Raw genomic sequence first — 19,995 nt, forward strand, 5'->3', positions numbered from 1 at the left:
TCACACCACCTGTCCGTTTTTTCAATCAATCGATCCTATAGAGGATGGTAATTCCATCGCCTCAGTCAACAGCAATAGAGCCAGCGATTGTCCATAAGCGGTCGGGCATAGAGGAATATTCCTATAATGCTCATCATTCCAACCAATGGCGGTTCCATAAGATACCTCAAGCACAGTACCATCCTCATCGATTCGAGAATGAACCGCTTCGATCGCCTTTAGTCCCGCTGTGAGATAAGTTTCTGGCAAATAACCTGCTCGAATGCCCTTCAGAATGCCATAACCAAAACCTGCAGTAGCGGAGGTCTCCGCATACGAAGAAGGATCGTTCAGCAATGTATGCCACATCCCATCCTCACGTTGGAGCTCTACCAAAGCTTTTACTTGCACTTCCAAAGCCTCCAATAAGAAACGTTTTACAGCCCCCTGGATGCCGCTGATTTCCATAAACTCCACAACGCCAGCGGTAAACCAGCAATTCCCTCTCGCCCATAAGGTTTTCCCGAAATGATGTCTGCCGATAAAGCTCCACCCGTGAAACCATAGTCCGGTTTGTGCATCTTGCAAATATTTGATATGGAGTAAAAACTGGTAAACCGCTTCTTCCATATAGACTTTCTTCCCCGTGGTTGCTCCCATTTTGGCAAGAAACAGCACCGTCATAAACAGCGTATCATCCCATAACTGTTCCTCGTTCGCAGCCACAATCGTAATATGCTGGAGCCCGCCTTCTTCTGTTCTCGGCATCTCGTGTACAACCCAATCGGCCCATTCTGTACATACGTCCAGATAAGTTTCCTCTTTCGTGATTTCATACAAATGAATCAAAGCCAACAAAGGGGCCACCGTATTCACATTTTTTTCCGGTAATCCATCGGCCAAATGTTTGTTATACCAGTCCTTCATGAAATGCAAATATTCATCTTTGCCCGTATGCACGTAATATTTGTAAAGCCCGTACAAGGCTACTCCCAGCGGCCATTCCCATGTATCGAAATCCATGTGATCATTAGAATTGTCCCGGTTTGCGGAAATGAGCCGCTGAAATACTTTATTAAGCTGTTCTCCATACAGTGATGCTTCCATTCCTAACTCACTCTCCCTTTTGATAACAACCATAACGCCCAACCATGTTGCAAACAATGATACATTTTTGAAACGAGGCATTTTGCGATAAAACTTTTTTGATCGGAATAAGACTTTTTTGCCGGAAGAGATAGAGAAGCCTCATTCGAATGCATTGGTTATAGCGATGATGGATACCTCCAGTTCCCTGAGTGTTTCAGAAATACCTAAAAAGTCTGCCTGATCTCCAGCGTAGCCGCGAGAGGTTGGGCAGACTTTCTTAAATAAAACAGCAACAATGATGATGATCAAGACGCTAGATGAATAACTCCATCTGCTTGACATCCCCTAATCGCTCTAGTGAAATCGGTGCGTAATCACGGAAATAAGCCTGATTAATTTCCTTTTCTTTGGTCATGACTAGTTTGCTTCCATTCGCCGCTTGTCTAAGTCTGCAGCTAAAGACGACAGGGAAATAGTCTTTAAGAAATTTGCCTTCCGCATGCGCAGTTAGCGCGATAATTTGAAAGCCGAGCTGCTCGGCAATAAAAAATACAGGACTCAATACATGGTCGCTCGATGCTTTCCCGAATGGATTATCCAGGATCACGGTACGATGTCTTTTCATATTCGCTTGAATATGTTGACGTTTTTCGGCGACATAGTTGAGTAACCCCAAGAATAAGGTCATATTCTTGCTCCATTTTTCCCCGCCGGACCAATTATTAGACTGTTCCCAAGAGAAGGAAGCCTTCGTTACATTATTCTCATTGGTTACTTTGCGGCAGGACACTTTCATCGGCCTTTCTTGCAAGACAATGTGCAGAAGCTGCTTGGTATCCAACCATTTTTCAATCTCTTTACGAACCGTCGATTTCACTTCTTGACCGTTGTCATCACGGTAATGACCTTTTTCCAGTTCGACCAAAATCCATTCCAGATGCTTACGCAAATGGTCCTTGGCCTCCAGCTCATCCCATTCGGGAATTTGAAACGAGTAAATGTGCTTCCACTGATCCTCGACCTTGACTCTCGTTTTGTTAGGAATATCCCGAAGCTCAGAAGCAATCAGCTTGATATGGCTATGCACATGAATAATATACTGTTCCAGCTGCTGATTATGTGTACGCATTGTTTCTTCTGCGACGTGATTGACACGTTCTATCCTGCTATGCATTTTCTGTTGAAATTGCGTTAGCTCCTGATAGTTGTCTTTTTTCTCGACACCTTGCTCGGCCATATCTCGCATTTTGATATCTTTGATTTGCTTCCGGCAAAAATCGATAAAATGAACTCTCGCCTTTTTCACCGATGTCTCTTCTGCTTCCAATTCCTTCATAACGGCGGATAGCATAGTCACGGATTTTCGAACCATTTTCATCCTGTCATATGGAAACTCGGCTTTCAGCTCTTGCGTGATAAATGACGCCTGAATGAGTGGATTTTCAAAACCATGCATGATTTTATATTGATTTAAGTATTGGATAACTTCTTCTATTTTAGCTAACTGAGCCTGAATTTGTGTATGCTGCTGCTGTAATCCAGTCTTCTGCTGTTGCAGGCGTGCATCTTCGCTTTGGGCTTGCTCATCCACCGCACTCAGCGACTCCGTAAAGGTTACAGGCAGCCCACCCGAATGCGCAGCGCTATACTGCTCAATTAATAGTTTAATCCTTGTCGCCAACGCATCAAATTGTTTCTCGACCCGAACGAATTCTTCTTTATCACGAGACAACCGTAATTCGTATTCCTTGAGCTCCGATAACAGCTGCGACATCTGTTCCTCACCGGTCACAGAGAAAGCAAGATCCTCATTCAAATCCAAGTCCGCTTGTTCCAGTCGAAGCTTGCTCATCTCCTTCTCCAGCGTTGTTCTACTGGTCTTGGCATGATTCCACTCCGCTTCAAGCTGCTGACGCCCTTGGGATATGCGATTTAACTTGAGATGCAAATCCTTCCTTTCTGTTTTTAACCAATCTAAGCTATGATTCGCCTCAATCGGGTGTATATCCACAATCTCTATATACAGATCTTGACTTTGAAGACTCGCTTTCTCGGTTCTCAAATAGTTCATTCTATTCTTCGCCGATTCGATCAGTTGCTTCACTTGCTCCATAGAGCGCTGCATGCTATCCCACTTGCTTTGCTGATCTTCTGCCTGTTCAATAAGCTGATCGATGACCCCGTTTAAGACGTCGATTTCTTTCCCCAGCTCGACATATGTCCGTCCTTTTTCAATCCATTGCTGAAGCTGAACCATTTCACCTTTTTGCTTGTCAATGATGGTATTGTGCTGCTGAATCGTTTGCTCAGCCTGTCGCACCGATATCCTGATTGAATCCTCTTGGCTCTCTAATTCACGCACTTGTTCGCGCTTAAGTCCAACTTGCCTTTCCATTTCTTGTACGACCTCAAGCGGGTATGTAGCAATGAATCGACTGAAAGAAGCTTGTAGATCAGAAGTAAGCTGCAATTCGCCTTCCTTTACTTTACGTGCTGTCAGGACCTCTTCGCCTTTTCGGGAAATTGTTTGCTTCCAGCTTACAAATTCTGCTTCATCCGCATTATCGCGCCAATGCTGCGGTTCAACCCAAGCGACATCATCCACATCTACTGGTTTATCCATATTGGCAAGACGCGATGCTTCCTGCGATGAGATGACTTGTATCGGGAACTGCATATCCTCCGCATACTGCCGCAGCTTACTCGCTACTAACTCAACTTCATCTTCGGTCGTAATCAAAGTGACAGACCAAAGAGGATGGGTCATGGCCCGCTCCGTTAGCTCCAAGCCCTGCAAGTATTCAATGCCTGTCTCCAATAACGCGAACTGATTTCTCCACTTATCCACCAAGCCTGCCACATAGGTATCTGCAAAAAATGTATGCTGGTAGCTGTAATCATCGATATAGCGGAAAGCCAGACGCTCTTTCAGCAAGTAAGCCTCCTTCTGCAAGTGAAGCTTTTCCAAATCCTCCCTAAGCCGCTCTTCAATCGAACTCTGCTTCTCATAAATGGATGAGAGTCTTCCCCATGAAGACCTGTACGCAGCAATTTCAGCAAGTATGGATTGATGTTCTTTTTTAAATGCTTCGAGATTTTGCTCTGAGCTGGCGCGTTCCACATAGGCGATCTTGAGGTTTTCACTAACTCGGTCCAGCTTTCTTCCGCTTTCCTCTTTACCGAATGCCAATTCCTTGTTCTTCTGCACAAGCAGCACATTGCTGTCATCCAATTTCTGATAACGCTGAATCCAATCCGTCATACTGCCTTCCATGCTCTCGACTGCTGGATTTGCCAAAACATTGATCCTAAGCACGTCCCTATCTTTCTCGCGAGCCTGCACAATGGATCTATGTTCAATGAGCTGCTTGTTCAATTTCTCAAGTTCGCTCGATAGATCTCTCAAAATCGTTTCCTCTAAGGCCGTCCTATTCTGATAAGCATCTAATTCCTGCCTGAGTTTCTCTTCTTCCACCTGCCACTCTTGCTCCATCTTGCTGTAAATACTGCGAATTTGCCCGCCATTATTGATCCAAGCTTCCCGTAGAACATCCTCTTCCTCGGTATTTCCGAATTGATCAAGTTCGCGCTGCAAATAATTCATGCGCTCTTCTGCAGAGGTCCACTGCTGCTTGTAATCTGCCAGACGCAGAGAATAGTAGTGCTGCTTAGCACTTCGTACTTGCGCCTCTTTTCGCTCAACGTCTTCCTCGACCAATCTTAGCTTTGTTTCCAAAGCGGATTGCTCTTGTTTTTGCTTTGCAATCTGAAGGGATTCTTTCTTCCGAGCCAATAACAGCAACTGCTGGTCGCATTCTGCCATTTGACGGTGCCATTGTGAAAGCTTAGAGGTTTCCTCATTTTTCTGCTCATTCACTAATAACCAATAGGCCTTCGTTTCAGACTGAGCGGCTGTATAGGCCATTTGTTTGGCATCCATTTTGGCAAAATGAAGCACATAGCCATCCAGCTCAACGAGGATTTTCTTATTTTCTTTCGATTTTTTCTTTTAATTCTTTATATTTTTTGAAGCTGTCCCTGTGCATTTCAAAATTATTCGCGAACTCGCCTTGTTCATATCCGGCCATCGCATCTTCTACCGTTGGGATCAACAAGCGATCGAACAATTGGCTCGTCGTTTTACATTCATCAAAAAAGCTCTCTACACCACCCTCTGAGCTGTTGATCTTCGCAATACGATCCCACTCTGATGCGATAATGTGGTAATCGTTTTCCAATACTTTCTTGTATTCTTTAATCGAGGGAGGCAGCTTCGCGTTCATTCTTTTCGACGTCATCTGGTGGTAATAATCATGGATTTCGCCTTTATCGGCTGCTCTAAGGCTGCCTGCACTTTCCTTCACGAAAGGAATCCGATCAATGGCATCGGCATCAAGCTCCGGATAATCATAGACATACCGATAAGAATCTATCCCTGTTGCTGTCAAAAACAAACTAACGCAAGTGACCACATATCTCCGTGGCCGTTCACTCAGAATCCACTCGATCGCGATATGTGCAGGACCGTTTTCGAGACTTAACGTATCCTTCATTTTACGTCCGGCAAGTTCCGCATGCGGAAGAATGGCTTGAATGGCAGACTGGATAAAAACCGTCTTGCCCCCTCCATTTTCCAACAGAATCGCACCATTATGCCCATCGAAATGAAACAATTCGTCGTTGTAGCGCTTATTTCCATCCTCATAGACCACATTCGTAAACCGTATTTTAGAGATGGCTGGCATCTTCGCTTCCCTCCCCCTCATTCGAATCGCTTTGGTATAAAAACTCCAGAATGCCGCGGTTATATTCCAGTTCCATAAAATAACGCTGTACAACCACTTTGGCCTTTTCGGTTAGCGTAATTTCCTGGTTGCCAATATCGATCACTAACTCTTGCGCCACCAGAAACTTGCGGACAGAATCCATGAAGCTAACCCGGCTAATCGTATTTCCGCTTTGCCTCGCAGCTGTTTCCTTGATATCGTCCATCGCACTCCATTTTTCAATCAAAGCCGTCCAGTTATAGGAAAACTCCTGCTCCATCTCTCTTAATTCAGCTTCAGGATGCGTCTTCAATAACGCAATTCGCTCATTCACAAGCGCCGTCCACTCTTCAATCCCGATAAAACTTCTCGTCGGTTCCATGGTTTGGTAGCTGTCATAAAAAGCCCCAATCAACACAATAATGCTGACATACATCAGATAAAGATCCGCATTCACGGCATTCGCCCGCAGATAGGTACGTTTAATCACTTCGTTGTTCATATGAAAAGGCGATAGCCGTGTCTCTGGTATCATATACAACTGTTCGCCGGCAATGATCGTCACGCAATCGACTTCACGCGCGAATTGATCCACAAGCCCACGCACCACATCGTCCGCCATGTATTCTTGGAGCCATTCTTTGCCAACCGCGTTATCGCGAGCGAGCAAGGTATAGATGCGAAAAGCCCTCATTACTGTCCCGTTTTCAAGTCCAATTGTCATCCTGTTCTCCCCACGAAATCAACATATTCTGTATGCTAAACCTGTCGTTTACCTTAATAATTTCCTTTTGCTCAATGATGACCAAGCAGCGGCTTCCCAGAAGCATATACATGTCTTCCAGCAACGTCCCCTGCTCTTCATTCTGCTGTTTATCTCTATCATCCGCCCGAAGGGGACTTCTTTGATGCAGATAAATCCAAAAATCATAGAAAGCTCTCTCGCCCAGCAGTCTTGCATAGTCGCTCTCTTCGAACAGCTGAATAAACGGTTTCAATTCAACTTGGCCCTGCTCTTCCATCCTTTGCAGCAGCTGTTCCATCAGAAGCTTGTAGAGCTTTTTCTGCATCGTCTGGTACCGGTATTCGTCGCTTTCTCCGCCAAGTTCCAGAAACTTGTCATCCCGCTCTTGCCCGCTTCCGTCTTCCAGCATATTTTGTTCAGCCCACACCGTCAAAAGCGACCACATCTTCGTCTCTTGAACCGGTAAGAACGGGGCAAGCACACCTTTCATCGTTTCCAAAGGCAATGGCGTACTAAAAATAAGGGAAGCAATATCCTGATCAAAATTAAAAGAGTCCAAACCAGTATAATATAAGGATTCTTGCGCTGCGCCCAATGCATGTGATTTCAACACCATACTCTGATGAAATAGATCCGAATGCTCGCCATGCACCTTCTCCAGCTCATTGGATATGCGTAAAATTAACTCATAAGGCCGTTGATCTGCTTGTCTAACGGTCTGTGCCTGAACGCGATCCTTGGTCTCCTTGACGAATTGCCGTAGTTCTTCGAACTCTTCATTCTCCATTTGCAATCGCAAATAAATATCTTCCAACAAACCTTTATAACGTCCGAACGTTTCCTCCGACACAATGTTTCTTTTCAATTCATGCTCCAGCTTGACCATCCGCTCCTGCAAAGCTTCCACATCAATCCGCATTTCATTAATTTGCCGTAATGCTCCTTCGAACTCACCCTTTTCCAATTGCTTGCGCAGCACCAACTGATGAATCGATAATTGAAATTCGGTATAAAATTCCTTGGTCGCAAAAATAAGCTCCAACCCATCTTCGTCGAGCGTGTAGTACTGCGTATTCGTTTTTAAGTCGAAGGCATTCGCTTTCAGAATCGATATATAAATATGCTCCTTCTGACCGGATTCCCAATTCATAAACGTAAAATCCCGTTTCTTCCCTGTCGTCGGGCGAAACACTTGAGTGATCTGCCTGGCCAGATCCTCAAATCCGACATCGTCTAAATCGATGAAGATCCCCGTCACTTTCAAAAGAAACTCGGCTAAGTCTTTGACACCCGCTTTATTGTTTCGCATCAACTTCTGTTCAAAAAAGTAAAGCAGCGTCAGCAGCCCAAGCTCCATGAAATCTATCGGTTTATTTTGCTGATCTGTTTGGCGCTTTCTCTGAAGCTCATAGAGAGGATCAAAAAGTGCCAGCTTGGTCATACGTTCCCGGAACCCGGAAACAACCTGACCAATTTCTATGTAATCCATGCTGTGTGCCTCCAAATCGTACAAAGCTCGTATGTAGGTAATATTTCTTGCGGGAAGTAACCGCCGGCTTTTAAGCAGCGGTTGATTTTCATTTGTTCATCCTCGGTAAAATGAGACATGAATGCTTGCAAAGCTTGCTCATTGTCTCGCTGGTTTTCTTTGCCGTATGTAAAATCCCTACTCAGACATGCTCTGTAAAAGGGAAGCGCCGGTTGCGCCGGACTGCCGAAAAGGTCGAGAACCCGCTCATTGAACAGATGCCATATGGAAATCCCTTCTTTATCTATATCACCAAAATAATAGAACTCATGCGAAGCGTCTCTGAGCGGAAGCTGCAACGGCAGCAGTTCGATGCTTTTCGTTACTCGATAACCGCCGCCAAAAATTAACGTTGCGAACGGGGCATCCGGCAAAACTTGCAGCAGCGCTTGATAGGTCGTTTTATTTTCAACGATGAGATGCTTGTGAACTGCATTGGTTAAGCCATATGGATTAACCGCAAACATCAAGGGATCATCCACTGGGAGAATAAGCAGCTTATCCCATAAGCCGATTCGGATCAGCAGCTCTTTCCCATGCTTCTCCGTTATCCATTTCTCATCAGCAACAAGTTCAAAGCTTCTCTCCGGTTCCGGTGCGGGAGTGCTTGGTAGCATATTCTTTTTCAAATAAGCATCGATTTGTTCAATATAAGGCTTATCTTCCTCCCAAATACTAGATTTCAATGAATAGTAGGCATCAAGGTTTATTAAAGGATACAGTTGCAGTCTGGCTCGATGGATTTCCTTATGCGTATCTTGTATTAAACGATTCTTCTGCACGTTATATTGATAGGCAAGAGACAGTTGTTTCCTCGTTCTGCCTGAACTCTGAACCATCTGAAGAATTCCCGCAGCCTCAAGCTCCAATATGGCATCAGCAAATTGTTCTTCGGTTGGCTGTACTTGAAATATGTCCTCTAGGTCTGAGAGTGAAACTTTGCTTTTCTTGTAGGATTGTAAATATGTGCGTATTTGGGAAATAGGATCCATGTATGGTTGCTCCAGTTTGAGAATATATGCCTATTATATCAAAATTTCAAAGGTTGAAGGATTGATAGGCCATTGGGAAGTAGTTCCATCCAATAAAAAAAGTCTGTTTGAGCGATTAAGCCCAAGCAGACTTTATCATAATGATGTTTCCACTTCGATTTCCAACCGATCTTTTTCGTCACTTTTTAGTATAGCACCATGGGCGAATGTTTGTACGCATTAATCGCAAAAAAAAGGCTATCCCTCAGCCATTTTCATGGCTTTTAGGACAGCTCCTTCCTGCAATAGCAGCTCTATCTTGCCTTCTTTTCGCTTCCAAGCTCACCGGATTGTCAATCCTTCACCGACCCCTGCATAAGCCCGGCAATAAACTGCCGACTGAAGATTGAGAACACTATAATAAGAGGTACCGTAGCCATCAGCGTTGCGGCCATGACCATAGAATAGTCCGTGCTATATACTCCATTCATCGAGGCAATCAGCATCTGGATCGTGAATTTGTTCTGTACCGAGATGACAACGAGCGGCCACAAATAATCATTCCAGGCATTCAGGAACGTAATGATGCCGAGCGTCGCTAGCGCGGGGCGAAGCACTGGAAGCGCAACGCGATAGTACAGATCGAAAGAGTTACAGCCGTCAATGCGCCCTGCATTGATAAGCTCATCATGCAGCACGGAGGCCGCATACTGCCGCATCCAGAAGATGCCAAACGCACTCGCCGCACCTGGGATGATCAAGGCTTTCAGGTCATTGATCCAGCCCAGCTTTTGTATAATGATGAACTGGGGGATTAGCCCCAGCTGCTGCGGCACCATCATGGTCATCAGCAGGAAGAAGAACAGGAACGGCTTGCCCGGAAATTGGAATTTGGCAAAGGCGAAGCCCGCCATCGAGCAAAAAAACAAAACCAGCAGCGTGTGTACACCTGCCACGATTAAGCTGTTGCCAAACGACCGGAAAAACCCGACATGATCGATAACCTTTCCGATATTAACCAATAGCTGATCGCTAGGCAGAAACCTCGGGGGAAACCGGAACATATCCGAAGTCGTTGCGGTAGACATCACGAACAGCCAATAAAATGGAAATAGCGACAATAGAGATCCGGCCAGCATCCCGATGTGAATAAGGATCGTTCCTGAAGCCCATGAGGACTTCGCTGGGGTCTTCGTGATTACGACAATGTCTCTGCTTCGACGACTGACCGTTACTTTGGAAGATTCCGTGCTCATCAGATACCCTCCCCTCTCGAAACGAATTTCCAATTCAAGAAGGAGAAAATACCGATGATCAGAAACAACATCCAAGCGATAGCGGAAGCATAGCCGAAAAGCTGATTGCCGAATGCTTGGTTATACAGATACAGCACCAGCGTCAGCCCGCCTTTGGTTGCCCCTCCGGTATTGCCGACGAGGATTAAGGGCTCGGTAAACAACTGCATGCCGCCGATCGTCGAAAGAATCACAGTGAACAGAATGATTGGCTTCAACAGCGGCAACGTAATGCTGAAAAACTGCTGCTTCCGGCTAGCCCCGTCAATCGTAGCTGCTTCATACAAGTCATGCGGGATACTCTGCAGCCCGGCCAAGTAAATGATGGCATTGTAGCCCGTCCACCGCCAAATGACCATGAGCGACACGGCGACCTTCACCCAGAACGGATCGTTGATCCATTCAATCCGGGGCAGCCCAACGACCTGGAGCAGCCCATTAATCAGCCCGAATTGGCTGCCGAAAAACGACCCGAAGATAATGGCTACAGCCACAATCGACGTAATATTCGGCAGAAAATAGACCGCTCGGTAAAAGTCCTTGAACCGCACGAAAGCGGCGTTGAGCAGAAATGCAACGACCAGTGCCAGAAACAGTTGCGGTAAGGTCGAAAAAAACCAGATGACGAAGGTGTTGCCGACCGATTTCCAGAAGTCTGGATCATCGGTCAGCAAATTACGGAAATTGCGAAGTCCCACGAACTCCATTGGCCCGAGCCCATCCCACGAGTGGAAAGCAAGGTACAGCGAGAACAGGATCGGAAACAAGCCGAATACGATAAACAAGATATAAAATGGAGATATCATCAGGTAGGGCGCCAGATACGTCTTCAACCCTCTCATCGCAGCCACATCCCTATTTGTTTTTCAATTTAGTCTTGGCCTTCTCAATGAGGGCCGCGAATTCTTTGTCAGGATCCTTGGTCTTATCGACCGTAACGGCCTGCATGCCATCGCTAATAATATCTTCCACGGTTTGATAAAAAGGTCCTTTACGCTGCACCTTCACATCCTTGGCTACCTCGGAGAACAAGATGCCGAGCTTCTGGTTGCCCCAGAATTCATACCCCGCTTCTGTGAACGCTTTATCGCCATAGACCGACGGAGTCGAAGGGAAATTGCCTGAAATCTTGAATACTTCTAACTGCTGCTGGGGTGAAAGCATCCAACTAATAGCTGTGTAAGCTTCCTTGGCGTTCTTCGTTTCCTTCGGAATAAGTAAGAACGAACCGCCCATGTTGCCGGTGCCCTCTGGAATTTTGGCTGCTCGCCATTTGCCCTTCGTATCCGGTGCGCGGGTTTCGACGTGGCCTTTGCCCCAAGCGGCAGAGATGTACGTAGCGATTTTGCCCGAATTCAGAGCGGCAGAGTACTCCTGCAGCGCATTTTTCTGGTCATAAGCTCCAGCGATGCCCATTTCACGGGCTTTCTTATAATAATCCAACGCTTTCTTGATTTGCGGGTTGGAATCCATTGTCAAATTCTCGTCTTTATCAAAGTACAGTTCATTGCCCTGGTCGCGAATCGCGCCATATAATTCATAAGGGTTGGATAAAATACTGGCGCCTGTTTTCTCCTTCAATGTTTTGCCAGCAGCGAGGAAGTCGTCCCAATTCTTAATCTTGGCCGCAACATCGTTAGGCTCTGAAGGGAGTCCGGCTTGTTGGAACAGATCTTGGCGGTAGTAAAGCACCATCGGACCGATGTCCGTAGGAAATCCAAGCTGCTTGCTGCCAACGCTGCCTTGCTTCCATTTCCAATCCAGATAATCCTTGGACAGATCCTTAGCTCCATACTCGTTCAGGTCGTAAAATTTATCAGGATACTTCAAGAATTGGTCCATCTGTGAAATATCGATCATCGCAATGTCCGGAGCCCCCGAACCTGCCGACATAGCCGTTAAAACCTTCTTATGGGCGTCCTCCCACTTATAAATCTGTGGAATAATCTCGATGTTCGGATGGGTGCGGTTAAACTCTGGTATAATCTTTTCAAATGATGCCCCCTGCCAAAACCACATTTGCAGTTGAACCTTTTTCCCGCTGTTTCCACCTGCTTCATTTTTTACTGCGCTTTGCGTTCCTCCGCTGCTGCTGCATGCACTAAGAAGAACTAGAAGTGAAACCAAGAGCAGAAACATGGACTTGCGTTTAGACATCCAATTCATTTGATAAACGCTCCCTTCACCATTTTCAACTGGACTTCCAAATTAGTAAGCCCTTACATTTAGTATAGGCAGGACTTTACAGCTCGTATAGGTAACGAATCTTCGATTTCTTGGACTCTTCTCAGAAATGTTCCACCGTCCGATAATCCCCGGGGGCCATGCCGACAAAGGTTTTGAAGATGCGGCTGAAATAGGCCGGGTCCTTGTACCCTACCCGAATGCATACCTCATATACCTTCAGGTTCGTCTCGCGCAGCCACCGCTTGGCCTCCGTTAGCCTGATCTGCGTCAAGTACTGCGTATAGGTGAGCCCCATCTCCTGATGAAACAAATTACTTAAATAATTGGCATTCACTTGGAATTGCTGGGCAAAATCGGACAAATTCGCCGCTTCGTTGGCATATTCGTTATGTACGTATTTCAAGAGCGCCTTAATAATCGGCGGAAATGAGTCCCCTCTTTCCTTCCTTGTAATTTCGTTGAAGCCCAAGCTCATCATGCTGCGCATATACATCAGCCCAAGATCACTTATCTCCCTTGTGCAGCCGCCATGACCTGTCTTCACTTCGATGCGGAGCTTTGCTTCCATCCACTTCGAAATTTCCTGCACCCGCTGCTCCCAGGCCCCTTTATCATCGTACTCGGTGAACAGAACCACGGTGATGAGCCGGTCCTCTTCGCATACTGCCGCCGTCCCTAGTCCGCTGAACGATTCATGAGCACATTCCCGGATAAAGTAACGTACCGAGGTCTCCCCCAGAGACCGTAAATCCTTGGTCGAAAAGGAGACGAGCCGGATGGTCGCATATCGCGGAATCAGCCCTTCATCGAAGGTTGGCACCGGCACCCCGTGGAGCAGGTCGTGCATTCGTTTCTCCAGCAACGCCCGGCTGCGGATCACATTCACCTGCTCGGACTCCATCCGCCTTCGGTACTTCCCATAAGCTTCGTTGTACACTTCTAGCAGCTTCTCCTTGGAAAGAGGCTTAAGCAGGTAAGCTGCCACTTGATGCTGCATCGCTTTCATTGCATAATCGAATTCCGCGTGCCCCGTCAGCACATACACATCGGTTTGCCGTGAATGCTGCCGTATATATTCGGCAAGCTGCAAGCCGTCCCCCGCCGGCATGCGGATATCGGTAATAACGAGCTGCACCGTCCTCTGCTTCAGTATTGTAATCGCCTCCAACCCGCTAGAGGCATCCAGTACTTCACCCACGCCTTCGAATCGGGACAATGTTCTGCACATTGGAAGACGTACATTCGCTTCATCGTCTACAATCAGAACAGTAAACATACGGTTACCCTCCTTCTTCTACGTGGTTTAGTGTCTCAAACTGCTGCATAATCCCTTTCCACGTTAAATCTGGATCTGCACCGTCGGATTCAACCCGCCGAAGACCGTCGCGAATCCATCTTTCAATCGTCGTATAATCGTAATCATCGTAGCCGGATTTGTAGCGAAGCGCCGTGTAAGAATAAATTTGACCGACAGGCGCATCGTTGAAAAAGGAATCGTGAACCTCCAGGAAATTAGAAGAGGAGTACGATTCCGGTGTGGAAGGAAAATTCCCGCTGCCGATAAAATTCGCCAACTGCTGCTGCGGAGCCGTTAACCAGCTGGCTAGCTTATACGCCGCATGGGGAGATGAGCTTGTCTTCGGTACCGCCAAGTATGTCCCCGTTAAATTGGATGGCAGACCAGGTGCCCGGGTCAGATCCCACTTGCCCGCTGTAGCTGGAGCATTCTTCTTCATCATGCCGTGAAGCCAAGAGGGAGCCAATACGAGGGCGAATTTTCGATTGACCGCTCCTTCGGCCCAAGATGAGGTTTGCGACGGCAATCCGGCGCTGAGGCCACGCTTCTGGAAATACACCGCCCGATCCCAAGCTTCCTTAACATGAGGACTTAATTCGTGCTCCACAGGCAGCACATATTGTCCGTCAAACTGGTTGAGATAGCTAAGGAAGATATTCGTTATATTATCGAATAATACAGCCCCCGTCCGCTGCTTTAGTAGGACTCCTGCCTGCTCCAGCGCGTCCCAATCGGACAGATAGGCCGCCACCTCCTCCCGTTCCGTTGGTAAACCGGCCTCCTGAAATAAATCATGGCGGTACGCAAGCGCCACTGGCCCGATATCTACAGGCATGGCATACAAGAAGCCACCATTCTTGCTTTCCGCTTGCCGCCATTTCCAGTCCAGATAATGAACCCGCTCGTCGCCATAATCATAGAGGTTATAGAACTGATTCTGGAAGCGCTTTAATTGATTCAACTGCGAAGCCTCCAACAGAACAAGATCAGGGGAATCAGCCTTCGTGGCCAGTGAAGTCATGAGACTCGGCACCACATCGTCGTATTGAAAAGTAACCATTTCGACATCCATCTGAGGATTTTCAGCTTCATACTTCTTAATCAGCGGCTCTAGCCCACTTCCCGGCCACAGCCAGATACGCAGCGTACTTGGCTTCGGAGAGCTTTTCACACTCGGCATGCCCATTTCGGGGGAGCAGGAGCACAGCAGGCTGATCATTGCCAGTACTAGCGAAATTCGAAGAAATAATTTAGGCAGCGCCATCATCCCCTCTCTTACCCAGCATTGACAATTCTTGCTCCCTATCAAACTGAGATGGCGGGTTCAGCAAAGGAAGCGATAATACCACCTGCAGTCCTCCCAATAGACTTGGCATCAGGCGAATTCCGTAGCCTGAACCAAAGAAAGCCTGCAGTTGCTTATGCAGATTGCTTAACCCGATGCCACCCGCCTTCTTCTCAAAGCCTTGCTCCCGATGAATCGAGTCTTCAAGCGACTGCAGGGCCGTAAGCGGCATGCCTACGCCATTGTCTTCCACAGAACACAGGATCTTGCCGCCCTGCCGGTAGATCCGGACCCGAATTAGCCAGTCCCCCTCGTCTTTATGCTCTAAGCCATGGTGGAAGGCATTCTCGACGAGCGGCTGCAGGACGAGCCGGATCACGCTTTGCTGCTGCAATCCTTCCTCTACATCGATACTAACGTTGAATTTCTCACCGAAGCGCGCCCGCTGGAGCAATAAATACCGGTCCAGCTGCGCCAGATCCTCCCCGAGCGTCACGAAATCGGTCGACGGATGGACGCTGTAGCGAAGCAGTTCTCCGAGTGCGAGTGTCATTTCCTGTGCCTTTTCCGGCCTCTCGTCCTCAATCGTCCAGTAAATCAAATTCAGTGAATTGTATAAGAAATGCGGGCGGAACTGGGCTTTCAATGCGACAAGCTCCGCTCTCTGGGCACTGATCTGCTGCTCGGAGAGTCGTTGAACGACTTCCTCCAGCTGACGCACCATGGCATTGTAGTTCGAATACAGCTGCGTAATCTCCCGGCTCGCAAAAGGCCGGTCGATCGGCTTGATGCCTTCCTTGCTCAGCTTGTTCATCCCATCGGCCAAATGACGGATTGGCTTCGTTAGCGTCCATGTGAAGTACGCAACCAGCGCGAGGGCAATCCCGATACCTGCAGCCATGGTCAGCAGCGCGTTCGCCCACATTTGCGAAGCGTCACTGTACACCGCTTCGGGTTTGAAATAAGCGATGGTTGTCCAATCGCTGTAATTGGACTTGGCGTAGGCCACAAGCATCCGCTTGCGATCCTCCCTCGTCGTCCATTCGAAGAAAGGCTGCGCATTCCCGCCGAACTTAGCAAACAGCCCTTGATCTGCCGCCGTTCCAATCTCACGAGGCTCCGTCGAATACACGATATTCCCTATGGAATCCATCACCTGCACCTTTCGCTCGATGCGCTGGCCCGTTTCACCAATCATCCGATTCATTTTCTCCACAGGAAACACCACGAATTGATCTCCCAGTACGGTGAGGTTTCGAGAGTCCTTCAGCTTTCGGGCACCAATAATGGCAGGAATCTCACCGTCTCGCCAAGCCGGACCATACACCCACAGCATATGACCATCGAGCTCCTCCATTTTCCTGTACCAAGTGACAGCGCTCACAGCGTCATCGGCTTTCCGCCAAAACAACTGGAGCGACTCATTAGACGAGTAAGCATTGCCTTCCCGGTCGAAAAGGTGAATGAGCATTTCACCTGCGATATAGCGCGTTTTCTCCGCAAGGTAGCGGTTCAGCGCAAGCTGCTCTTGCCCTCCTTGCTTCGTAATCGGCTTGTTCAAAGCGGTCTGCACCTTTTCATCGAATGCAATCATCTGGGAGGCTTGATCATATTGACGCAGCAGCACATCAATTTTAGCCGACAATTGATCGACAGACTCCTGCGTATATCCAGCCGTACGATTCAGCGCTAGCTGTGAAGTTAAGCGATAGTTGAACAGATTGGTAAGCGCAATAGCCAGAGCCGCAATGAGAAACATACCGGCCAGCAATTGGATGAAGATAGGAATAGATCGTTGTCGTATCACGGTTCACCTCACTTCCATGCGTTACACTTCACTGATATGTTCTGAACATAATTCTAGCTAAGGACAATATCACCTTCTATCGATGTGAAAATGAGGAAAATGAACTAAATAATCTGAATATTCGACATATAATGTCAATTCTTTTCTACCTGTCAACTCTTCAGTCAGTCAAACTTACAAAGCATCACATATCCCACCCATATTTGAATATATTTAATAACAAGCTTTTTTCACCTCAGCCCGTTCAGCATTATGCTTGCCATAATATTCAGCAAAAGCTTACGACGTAAATTTCGCTAAAGCAAAACTCCAAGGAGGTGTCCCCATGACAGAGCCCCTTTTTATCGTTTCCAAAGAGGATTGGTCCTTGCATCGCAAAGGATATCAGGATCAGACCAGGCACCAAGAGAAGGTCAAAGAAGCCATTAAACAAAATCTTCCCGATCTGGTTACCGACGAAAGTATTGTCATGTCCAATGGGAAACAGGTCGTAAAGGTACCTATTAAGAGTCTGGACGAATACCGATTCCGCTATAACTTCAGTAAAGGAAAGCATGTCGGGCAGGGTGATGGTGACTCTCAAGTTGGCGATGTATTAGGGACAGATCCACAGCCTGCGCAAGGCCCTGGGAAGGGTGAAGGTGCAGGAGATCAAGCTGGCGAAGATTACTATGAAGCGGAAGTGAGCATGGAAGAACTGCAAGCCATGTTGTTCTCTGAGCTGGAGCTTCCCAATTTGCAGAAAAAAGATAAGCGCAATATGACCACGACAGAAGTGATTTTCAACGATATCCGCAAAAAAGGGATTATGTCCAACATCGATAAGAAGCGGACGATTTTGGAGAACATGCGCCGTAATTCGCGCTCGAGCTCCCCTGGGATCCATCATATCAGCCCCGATGACCTTCGTTTCAAAACGTGGGAAGAGATAGAGAAGCCTCACTCGAATGCGCTTATTATTGCGATGATGGATACGTCAGGAAGTATGGGGTCCTTCGAAAAGTACATAGCGCGCAGCTTCTTCTTCTGGATGACACGCTTCCTGCGCACGAAGTATGAGAATGTTGAGATTGTATTTATTGCTCACCATACCGAAGCTAAAGAGGTCACAGAGGAAGAGTTTTTCACCAAAGGTGAAAGCGGAGGTACAATTTGTTCTTCTGCTTACCAAGCAGCGATTGATATTATCGACAAACGGTATCCACCGTCACAATTTAATATTTATCCGTTTCATTTCTCCGATGGAGATAATTTGACGTCAGATAACGAACGCTGTGTGAAGCTTATTACGCAGTTAATGGAGCGCTCCAACATGTTTGGTTACGGAGAAGTCAACCAGTACAATCGCAGCAGTACACTCATGTCCGCTTTCCGCCATATTCATGATCCTAAATTTCTTCATTATGTCATTCGTGAGAAAGGCGAAGTGTACAAAGCACTGAAAACCTTTTTTACAAAGCAGGAAGGAGTGGCTGTTCAGTGAGTAAAACTGAAATCCAAAAGCTCGAATACGCCATTGATGAAATAACGGAAATTGCTAAAGGTTTTGGACTTGATTTCTTCCCGATGAGGTATGAAATCTGTCCCGCCGAAATTATATATACCTTCGGTGCTTATGGAATGCCGACGCGTTACAGTCACTGGAGTTTCGGTAAAAATTTTCACCGTATGAAAACACAGTATGATTTTGGCTTGAGCAAAATTTACGAACTGGTCATTAACTCTGACCCCTGCTATGCCTTCTTGTTAGACGGAAATTCACTTATTCAAAATAAGCTGATCGTCGCACACGTTCTTGCCCATTGTGATTTTTTCAAAAATAACGCCCGTTTCGCAAACACGAATCGCAATATGGTAGAAAGCATGTCCGCTACCGCCGAAAGAATTCGGCAATATGAAATCGAACACGGCATTGACGAAGTCGAGCAATTCATTGACGCCGTGCTAGCTATTCAGGAGCACATTGATCCTGTGCTGACCCTATCCTACCGACAGACGCGTAAGCGTCAGGAAACCCATAAAGCCTCCACACCAGCCGCCCGATCTGTAGCAACCTATGGATATGAGGATATATGGGATCTTGATGTTAAGAACAACCCCTCAGCACCTGAAAAAGAGGAAAACAAACGCTTTCCACCTCAACCTGAAAAAGATATTTTGCTCTTCATCGAGGAGAATGCCCCCTATATGGAAGAGTGGCAGCGGGATATTCTGACGATGCTGCGTGATGAAATGCTCTATTTCTGGCCGCAGCTAGAAACGAAGATCATGAACGAAGGCTGGGCTTCCTACTGGCACCAACGCATACTGCGCGAGCTGGATTTGACTGAAGAGGAGACGATTGAGTACTCCAAGCTCAACTCCTCGGTCGTAGTTCCGTCCCGTCATACCTTAAATCCTTATTATCTCGGGCTCAAAATTTATGAAGATATCGAGAAGCACTGGGACAATCCGACGGAGGAAGAAATAAGAAGGCATGGGCGCAAACCCGGGAATGGTCGTGCCAAAATCTTCGAAGTCCGCGAATACGAATCGGATACCTCTTTTATCCGGAATTATTTGAATAAACCTCTGGTGGAAGAATTGGATCTGTACGTGTTTGAAAAGAAAGGGCCAGAATGGAAAATTACGGATAAAACTTGGGAAAACACGCGAGACCAGCTTATTTATTCCAGAGTGAATGGTGGTTTCCCATACATCGTCGTGGAAGATGGGGACTACCAGCGCAGCGGCGAATTATATTTGAAGCATGCTTTCGAAGGGGTCGAACTTGATCTCAAGTATGTCGAGCGAACACTCCCCTACATTTACAAGCTCTGGGGCAAATCTATTCATATGCATACCATCGTCGAAGATAAGCCGGTTTTGTTCACTTTTGACGGGAAGAAGCATCATAGGCGGTTTTTGTAATACGAAGAGGCCACTTGAACGCATTGGTTCAAGCGGCCTCTATTTACTCCTGTTTTATTTTCCCGAACCTCGACAGAACTAGTGTTATTCCGACAACGGTAATCGACGGACTTATTATTTAATAGATGATATTCTT

Annotated in this window: 14 protein-coding genes; 2 read left to right on the forward strand and 12 right to left on the reverse strand. The window is 46.9% G+C overall.

The genetic code is table 11. From position 1 onward, the window contains the following. Positions 1–21 precede the first annotated feature (21 nt). The 12 genes from bglB to QFZ81_RS27170 all read right to left on the reverse strand — a co-directional run bounded on the left by bglB (position 22) and on the right by QFZ81_RS27170 (position 16,949). Entirely contained in the window at positions 22–1,086 is a 1,065-nt protein-coding gene (gene bglB / locus QFZ81_RS27115) for a beta-galactosidase BglB (protein WP_307439623.1), read from the reverse strand. Positions 1,087–1,381: 295 nt separating this feature from the next. Beyond that, positions 1,382–5,026 (reverse strand): coiled-coil domain-containing protein, encoded by a 3,645-nt coding sequence (locus QFZ81_RS27120; RefSeq protein ID WP_307605425.1) that lies wholly within the window; start codon positions 5,024–5,026, stop codon positions 1,382–1,384. Positions 5,027–5,054: 28 nt separating this feature from the next. Continuing rightward, positions 5,055–5,813: a hypothetical protein gene (locus tag QFZ81_RS27125; protein WP_307605426.1), complete on the reverse strand. Its 759-nt coding sequence runs from the start codon at positions 5,811–5,813 to the stop codon at positions 5,055–5,057. Continuing rightward, entirely contained in the window at positions 5,797–6,558 is a 762-nt protein-coding gene (locus QFZ81_RS27130; RefSeq protein WP_307439619.1) for a DUF6063 family protein, read from the reverse strand. Before QFZ81_RS27130 ends, QFZ81_RS27125 begins: the two co-directional genes overlap by 17 nt. Then, positions 6,542–8,068: a replicative DNA helicase gene (locus QFZ81_RS27135; protein WP_307439617.1), complete on the reverse strand. Its 1,527-nt coding sequence runs from the start codon at positions 8,066–8,068 to the stop codon at positions 6,542–6,544. The genes QFZ81_RS27130 and QFZ81_RS27135 overlap by 17 nt, the downstream gene beginning before the upstream one ends. Then, entirely contained in the window at positions 8,056–9,099 is a 1,044-nt protein-coding gene (locus QFZ81_RS27140) for a Wadjet anti-phage system protein JetD domain-containing protein (RefSeq protein ID WP_307439615.1), read from the reverse strand. Before QFZ81_RS27140 ends, QFZ81_RS27135 begins: the two co-directional genes overlap by 13 nt. Before the next feature lie 332 nt (positions 9,100–9,431). Then, complete coding sequence (locus QFZ81_RS27145) at positions 9,432–10,217, reverse strand: carbohydrate ABC transporter permease (RefSeq protein ID WP_373462735.1); 786 nt, start codon at positions 10,215–10,217, stop codon at positions 9,432–9,434. A gap of 116 nt (positions 10,218–10,333) precedes the next feature. Next, entirely contained in the window at positions 10,334–11,215 is an 882-nt protein-coding gene (locus QFZ81_RS27150; protein WP_060646971.1) for a carbohydrate ABC transporter permease, read from the reverse strand. Between the two features lie 13 nt (positions 11,216–11,228). Continuing rightward, a complete protein-coding gene (locus tag QFZ81_RS27155; protein WP_307439607.1) occupies positions 11,229–12,539 on the reverse strand; it encodes an ABC transporter substrate-binding protein in 1,311 nt (436 codons plus the stop codon). Positions 12,540–12,660: 121 nt separating this feature from the next. Next, positions 12,661–13,836, reverse strand: coding sequence for a response regulator transcription factor (locus tag QFZ81_RS27160; protein WP_307439605.1), 1,176 nt, complete (start codon positions 13,834–13,836; stop codon positions 12,661–12,663). Between the two features lie 4 nt (positions 13,837–13,840). Beyond that, complete coding sequence (locus tag QFZ81_RS27165) at positions 13,841–15,124, reverse strand: ABC transporter substrate-binding protein (RefSeq protein WP_307439603.1); 1,284 nt, start codon at positions 15,122–15,124, stop codon at positions 13,841–13,843. Then, the gene (locus QFZ81_RS27170) at positions 15,108–16,949 is read right to left on the reverse strand and encodes a cache domain-containing sensor histidine kinase (RefSeq protein WP_307439601.1); all 1,842 of its coding nucleotides are present in this window, start codon (positions 16,947–16,949) and stop codon (positions 15,108–15,110) included. Before QFZ81_RS27170 ends, QFZ81_RS27165 begins: the two co-directional genes overlap by 17 nt. A 325-nt stretch (positions 16,950–17,274) precedes the next feature. On the opposite strand from QFZ81_RS27170, the gene yhbH reads away from it, so the two are divergent. Then, entirely contained in the window at positions 17,275–18,432 is a 1,158-nt protein-coding gene (yhbH, locus tag QFZ81_RS27175) for a sporulation protein YhbH (RefSeq protein WP_171688954.1), read from the forward strand. Continuing rightward, the gene (locus QFZ81_RS27180) at positions 18,429–19,859 is read left to right on the forward strand and encodes a SpoVR family protein (protein ID WP_307605427.1); all 1,431 of its coding nucleotides are present in this window, start codon (positions 18,429–18,431) and stop codon (positions 19,857–19,859) included. Before yhbH ends, QFZ81_RS27180 begins: the two co-directional genes overlap by 4 nt. The last annotated feature ends 136 nt before the right edge of the window (positions 19,860–19,995 follow it).

Source organism: Paenibacillus sp. V4I9 (assembly GCF_030817295.1).
Lineage (GTDB): Bacteria > Bacillota > Bacilli > Paenibacillales > NBRC-103111 > Paenibacillus_E.

What these genes read in the sequence shown, in the direction of transcription:
- QFZ81_RS27150 (WP_060646971.1), bottom strand. Translation starts at nt 11,215, where the DNA reads ATGAGAGGGTTGAAGACGTATCTGGCGCCCTACCTGATGATATCTCCA.
- bglB (WP_307439623.1), bottom strand. Translation starts at nt 1,086, where the DNA reads ATGGAAGCATCACTGTATGGAGAACAGCTTAATAAAGTATTTCAGCGG.
- QFZ81_RS27155 (WP_307439607.1), bottom strand. Translation starts at nt 12,539, where the DNA reads ATGAATTGGATGTCTAAACGCAAGTCCATGTTTCTGCTCTTGGTTTCA.
- yhbH (WP_171688954.1), top strand. Translation starts at nt 17,275, where the DNA reads ATGACAGAGCCCCTTTTTATCGTTTCCAAAGAGGATTGGTCCTTGCAT.
- QFZ81_RS27130 (WP_307439619.1), bottom strand. Translation starts at nt 6,558, where the DNA reads ATGACAATTGGACTTGAAAACGGGACAGTAATGAGGGCTTTTCGCATC.
- QFZ81_RS27160 (WP_307439605.1), bottom strand. Translation starts at nt 13,836, where the DNA reads ATGTTTACTGTTCTGATTGTAGACGATGAAGCGAATGTACGTCTTCCA.
- QFZ81_RS27135 (WP_307439617.1), bottom strand. Translation starts at nt 8,068, where the DNA reads ATGGATTACATAGAAATTGGTCAGGTTGTTTCCGGGTTCCGGGAACGT.
- QFZ81_RS27165 (WP_307439603.1), bottom strand. Translation starts at nt 15,124, where the DNA reads ATGATGGCGCTGCCTAAATTATTTCTTCGAATTTCGCTAGTACTGGCA.
- QFZ81_RS27140 (WP_307439615.1), bottom strand. Translation starts at nt 9,099, where the DNA reads ATGGATCCTATTTCCCAAATACGCACATATTTACAATCCTACAAGAAA.
- QFZ81_RS27125 (WP_307605426.1), bottom strand. Translation starts at nt 5,813, where the DNA reads ATGCCAGCCATCTCTAAAATACGGTTTACGAATGTGGTCTATGAGGAT.
- QFZ81_RS27145 (WP_373462735.1), bottom strand. Translation starts at nt 10,217, where the DNA reads ATGCTGGCCGGATCTCTATTGTCGCTATTTCCATTTTATTGGCTGTTC.